The organism is Caproiciproducens sp. MSJ-32 (genome assembly GCF_018918055.1).
GTDB lineage: Bacteria > Bacillota > Clostridia > Clostridiales > Clostridiaceae > Clostridium.
The window spans coordinates 1-4,418 of sequence record NZ_JAHLPS010000001.1 but is presented as its reverse complement, the minus strand read 5'-3'; the positions used below and the strand labels follow the sequence as shown (position 1 = coordinate 4,418).

Genomic DNA, 4,418 nt, shown 5'->3' with positions numbered 1-4,418 from the left:
ATGAGATTTCCCATAGCATAAGCTAGTAAGACCCCTTGAAGAACACAAGGTTGATAGGTTAGAGGTGTAAGTATGGTAACATATTTAGCTGACTAATACTAATAGGTCGAGGGCTTGACCAAAATAAATGGCATTATTCATGTGCAATTTTCAGAGAACAATTTCTCTAAAAAATATTGACATAAGATAAATATTACATTATAATGTTTATGTAATCTGGTGACAATGGCGTAGAGGAAACACTCCTTCCCATTCCGAACAGGATAGTTAAGCTCTACAGCGTCGATGGTACTGCAGGGGAAGCCCTGTGGGAGAGTAGAACGTTGCCAGGTAATATGGATCTTTAGCTCAGTTGGTTAGAGCAACCGGCTCATAACCGGTTGGTCCGGGGTTCGAGTCCCTGAAGGTCCACCATGTTTGGGGATATAGCTCAGTTGGGAGAGCACCTGCCTTGCACGCAGGGGGTCAAGGGTTCGAATCCCTTTATCTCCACCAAGCCACGATTATATCGTGGCTTTTTTTCTGTCGAAAAAGTTTGAAAAAAATTTATAATTTTAAATATGAATAACTTAAAAAATAAGCTATAATATAGAATATAGGATATTCAAATGTAAAAGTTTAAGGTCTTATCCCTTAGATGAGGAGTGTTGTTATGGGGAAGAAGGAAAATTTAGAACAAGAATTAATAAATCTGAAGTTAGAAAAAAGGCAATTGGTTTTAGCAGGAAAAAGTACCACTAAAATAGATGAAGCTATAAAAGAAGTAGAAAAAAAATTAAACGAGCAAAAATAGATTTATAAAAATAAAAAAGAAAAGGCAAAGTAGATTGAATATAAAAATCTATTTTGCCTTTTCTTATATAAAAAATTATCATATTTAAGATATACTAAGCATATTAAAACATATAGAAAGAATTAAATGTTTCTTATGGGAGGAGATATTAATGATAAGAACCTTTGTATGTGAAAAGGAAGGCTGCAGTGGGAATACATTTTTAATAGAAAGTGATGAAGATAGATTATGTTTAGTATGCTCTCATTGTCATTCTAAATATGATATAGATTCAAATAATCAAGAATATATTTTGCTTCCTAATTGCTGTCAATGTAATAATAAGGTGTTTAAAGTTTATAAAGATATAGAAAAAGGAAATGTTTATTATAAATGTACCAAATGTGGGGAAGTTCCTGAAAAGATATATGTAGATCCAGATGGTATACAAGTTTCTTATGAAGCAAAATTATTAAGCGATATAAAAGAAATAATGAAATTACTTGAACAAAGGATTTATAATTTAGAAGGAAACATAAGAGATTTAGAAAATGGTCAGAACTTATTAGAACAATCTTTAGCTTATATTAATAAATATATAGTTGAAAAAAATTAATTATAGATATTTAAACTAAAGACAATTATAATTTATTTATAAGATTATATACTAAGGAGAGAATGATGAGCAAAAGTAAAAAAATAATAAGTTGGATATTTTTATTAGGATGGATGTTTTTTATTTATTATATGTCCAATCAGCCAGCTGATATATCTAATAATCAAAGTGATTTTGTCATAAAATTATTAAATTATTTAGGCTTTGAATTAAATGATTATTTTGGAGATTTAGCTTCGTTAGTAGTCAGAAAAGGTGCACACTTTACTGAATATTTAATTTTGTTTTTCTTTTCCTATAATGTAAATAAAATTTATTTTGGAAGAAGAAATAAATTTTATTCTATTATATTCATATTCCTTTATTCTATCTCTGATGAATTCCATCAATATTTTATTCCAGGAAGAGAAATGAAGATTATGGATGTAATAATTGATACATGCGGAGGAATTTTTGGATTAATTCTTTTAAATATGAGTACTTCATTAAAGAAATTAAATATGAGAAATAACAATATATAAAACAAGGAGATTTTTAGTTTTCTCCTTGTTTTTTTATATATTAAAAATTAAGTTATTGAAGATATAGCTTTTTTAAATATAAGCTTTATTAAAAAATTATGTTATTCTTCGTTATTATTTGTACAAGTTAAGCATAAAATTTAGTATAAATAGATTATTTATAAACCTATATATGAAAAATGAGAGGCTAGAAGATCATAAATTTTTAATGAAAGGTGGGTGTAGAAATAATACTTAGGGGTATTATTAGAATTTATGAAGAGTTATAAGGTAGATAATATACGAAATATTGGATTGATTGGTCATAGTTCGGTTGGGAAGACATCATTAGTAGAGGCTTTGCTATATAGTAATGGAAACATAGACAGATTAGGAAAAGTTGAAGAAGGAACTACAGTTTCAGATTTTGATCCTGAAGAAAAAAGAAGAGGCATTTCTATTTCAGTTTCTATAGAATCTACAGAAATCAATGATACAAAGATAAATATAATTGATATACCAGGATATTTTGATTTTTCAGGAGAATTAATTCAAGGTATGAGAGCGGTAGATGTTGCAACCATTGTAGTATCAGGGGTTTCAGGAGTACAAGTTGGAACAGAAAAAGCATGGGATTATTGTAATAAAATAAAACTTCCTAGGGCTTTTTTTATAAATAAGTTAGATAGAGAAAATTCAAGTTATGAGAGAACCTTAGAAGAATTAAAAAGTAAATTTGGTATAAGTGTAGTGCCATTACAATTTCCAATTGGAAGTGAAGAGAATTTAAGGGGAATTGTAAATGTTATATCTGGAAAAACAATAATATATGATGAAAAAAATAATTATAGAGAAATTGATGCATCTGAAGATATCAAGGATAAAATAGATGAATATAAAAATATAATTATGGAGGCCGTAGCGGAAACAAGTGAAGAATATTTAGAAAAATATTTTTCTGAAGGAGAACTTAGCAATGAGGATATTTATGAAGGACTTGCAAGGGGATGTGCTAGTGGAGATATAGCTCCAGTAATGTGTGGAAGTTCTTTAAAGGTAATAGGAATGAAATCCTTTTTAGAAGATATAGTTAGTTGTTTTCCTTCTCCAAGACATGCAATAGGACAAAAAGCAAAGGAATTAGAAAGCGAAAAGGAGATTTTTGTAAGTTTTGATGAGACAAAACCATTTTCTGCCTTAGTATTCAAAACCATAGCTGATCCATTTGTAGGAAAGATATCACTATTTAAAGTTATAACAGGAGAACTATCAAATGAAGTTAGTGTAATAAATAGTAATAAAGGAAAATTTGAAAAAATTTCTAATATATTCTTTATGAATGGAAAGAATCAAATTCAAACTAAAAGAGTTATAGCTGGGGATATAGCAGCTGTTTCAAAATTACAATATACAGAAACAGGGGATACATTATGTGATGTAAACTATAAATTAGTTTATGATAAAATGAATTTTCCAAGAACTAATATTTCGATGGCGATACTGCCAGTATCTAAAAATGATGAAGATAAAATATCAACAGTATTACAAAAGCTTCAAGAAGAAGATCCGACTTTTAAAGTTGAAAGGGATGTAGAAAATGCTGAAACAATAATATCAGGAATAGGTGAAATTCATTTAGAGGTTATAGCAAGTAAGATTAAAAATAAATATGGAGTAGATGTTATGCTTAGGACTCCTAAAATACCATATAGGGAAACCATTAAGGGAACTTCTTATGTTCAAGGAAAACATAAGAAGCAATCTGGAGGACATGGACAATATGGAGATGTAAAAATACAATTTGAACCAAGAAATGATGGTGAAACTGACTTAGAGTTTGTAGATAGTATAGTTGGAGGAGTTGTTCCAAAAAATTTTATACCTGCAGTTGAAAAGGGTCTTAGAGAGTCGATAGAAAAGGGAGTTTTAGCAGGATATCCTGTTATTGGATTAAAAGCAACATTAAAGGATGGTTCTTATCATACAGTAGATTCATCTGAAATGGCCTTTAAAATGGCAACATATATAGCATATAAAAAAGGGTTAGAGCAAGCAAAACCTGTATTATTAGAACCAATAATGAGTTTAGAGGTAATTATACCTGAAGAAAATATGGGAGATGTAATAGGAGATATTAATAAAAGAAGAGGAAGAGTTATAGGTATGGAGCCTTATGAAAAAATGCAAAAAATAATAGCTGAGGTTCCAATGGCAGAAATAACAAAATATTCAACAGATCTAAGTTCCATGACTCAAGCAAGAGGAAGCTTTAAAAGTGAATTTTTAAGATATGAAGAAGTTCCTGATAATATAGCAAAAAAAATTATTGAAGAAGCAAAAAGGAATTAGATTATAGTGAATAAAATAAATTATTATTTGAAAAAATAAAAAAGTAAAAAGTTAAAATAAAAAAATCGATTTTAACTAAAGAAAAGAATAGGAGTGGAACTATGCCAGATTATAAAATGGATATCAATGGACAATTAGGTCTTACTGAATATAGCAATATATATGATTACATTAATATAGT

4 protein-coding genes, 2 tRNA genes and 2 rRNA genes are annotated in these 4,418 nt (G+C 28.7%); all 8 read left to right on the top strand.

All coding sequences use genetic code 11. The features are described from left to right. Window positions 1–122: ribosomal RNA gene (locus KQI16_RS00040) — 23S ribosomal RNA — on the top strand; the annotation flags it as partial. A 93-nt stretch (window positions 123–215) separates the two neighbouring features. Beyond that, window positions 216–332, top strand: a 5S ribosomal RNA gene (rrf, locus tag KQI16_RS00035). Window positions 333–337: 5 nt separating this feature from the next. After that, window positions 338–414 (top strand) — tRNA-Ile (locus KQI16_RS00030). 5 nt (window positions 415–419) lie between these two features. Then, window positions 420–495: transfer RNA gene (locus KQI16_RS00025), tRNA-Ala, on the top strand. Window positions 496–652: 157 nt separating this feature from the next. Beyond that, window positions 653–793, top strand: a complete 141-nt coding sequence (locus KQI16_RS00020; RefSeq protein WP_216431408.1) for a hypothetical protein — start codon at window positions 653–655, stop codon at window positions 791–793. A gap of 151 nt (window positions 794–944) precedes the next feature. Then, window positions 945–1,388 (top strand): hypothetical protein, encoded by a 444-nt coding sequence (locus KQI16_RS00015; RefSeq protein ID WP_216431407.1) that lies wholly within the window; start codon window positions 945–947, stop codon window positions 1,386–1,388. Window positions 1,389–1,453: 65 nt separating this feature from the next. Next, a complete protein-coding gene (locus tag KQI16_RS00010) occupies window positions 1,454–1,909 on the top strand; it encodes a VanZ family protein (RefSeq protein ID WP_216431406.1) in 456 nt (151 codons plus the stop codon). A gap of 255 nt (window positions 1,910–2,164) precedes the next feature. Next, window positions 2,165–4,237, top strand: coding sequence for an elongation factor G (gene fusA / locus KQI16_RS00005; protein WP_216431405.1), 2,073 nt, complete (start codon window positions 2,165–2,167; stop codon window positions 4,235–4,237). The last annotated feature ends 181 nt before the right edge of the window (window positions 4,238–4,418 follow it).

Bases quoted from the DNA above. Each gene is read 5' to 3' on its own strand.
- KQI16_RS00020 (WP_216431408.1), top strand. From the start codon at position 653: ATGGGGAAGAAGGAAAATTTAGAACAAGAATTAATAAATCTGAAGTTA.
- KQI16_RS00015 (WP_216431407.1), top strand. From the start codon at position 945: ATGATAAGAACCTTTGTATGTGAAAAGGAAGGCTGCAGTGGGAATACA.
- KQI16_RS00010 (WP_216431406.1), top strand. From the start codon at position 1,454: ATGAGCAAAAGTAAAAAAATAATAAGTTGGATATTTTTATTAGGATGG.
- fusA (WP_216431405.1), top strand. From the start codon at position 2,165: ATGAAGAGTTATAAGGTAGATAATATACGAAATATTGGATTGATTGGT.